The sequence below is a fragment of the Plebeiibacterium marinum genome (assembly GCF_026013615.1).
GTDB classification, from domain to species: Bacteria; Bacteroidota; Bacteroidia; order Bacteroidales; family Marinilabiliaceae; genus Saccharicrinis; species Saccharicrinis marinus_A.
In genome coordinates, this window is the sequence record NZ_JAPDPI010000182.1 from 1 (window position 1) to 314 (window position 314).

1 protein-coding gene is annotated in these 314 nt (G+C 40.8%); it reads left to right on the forward strand.

Annotated elements, in window-relative coordinates:
* Nucleotides 1-314 (forward strand): hypothetical protein (locus tag OM074_RS21755; protein ID WP_301202741.1); only part of this gene is annotated, 314 nt, incomplete at both ends.

Genomic DNA, 314 nt, shown 5'->3' on the forward strand with positions numbered 1-314 from the left:
ATTATGAGCACCAGTACCAACCATAGGGGTGGTATTGACAGGGTGTGCAGCAAATACAAAAAAATAACACATGAGGTTGAAGAAACCACCCAGGTGCATACCATGCCCGGTCAAACTGACCTTACTGTTGTAAAAGGCTATAAGTACGACCATGTAGGCCGCTTGCTCGAAACTACCTGCAAAGTAAACAATCAGGAAAAATTTGTATTAAATGCAACACGTTATAACGAACTGGGAGAGCTGGTTAAAAAATACCTGCATTCTGAAAATACCAGCGATACAGAATCCAAAGAGTTTGTTCAACAGGTAGATTA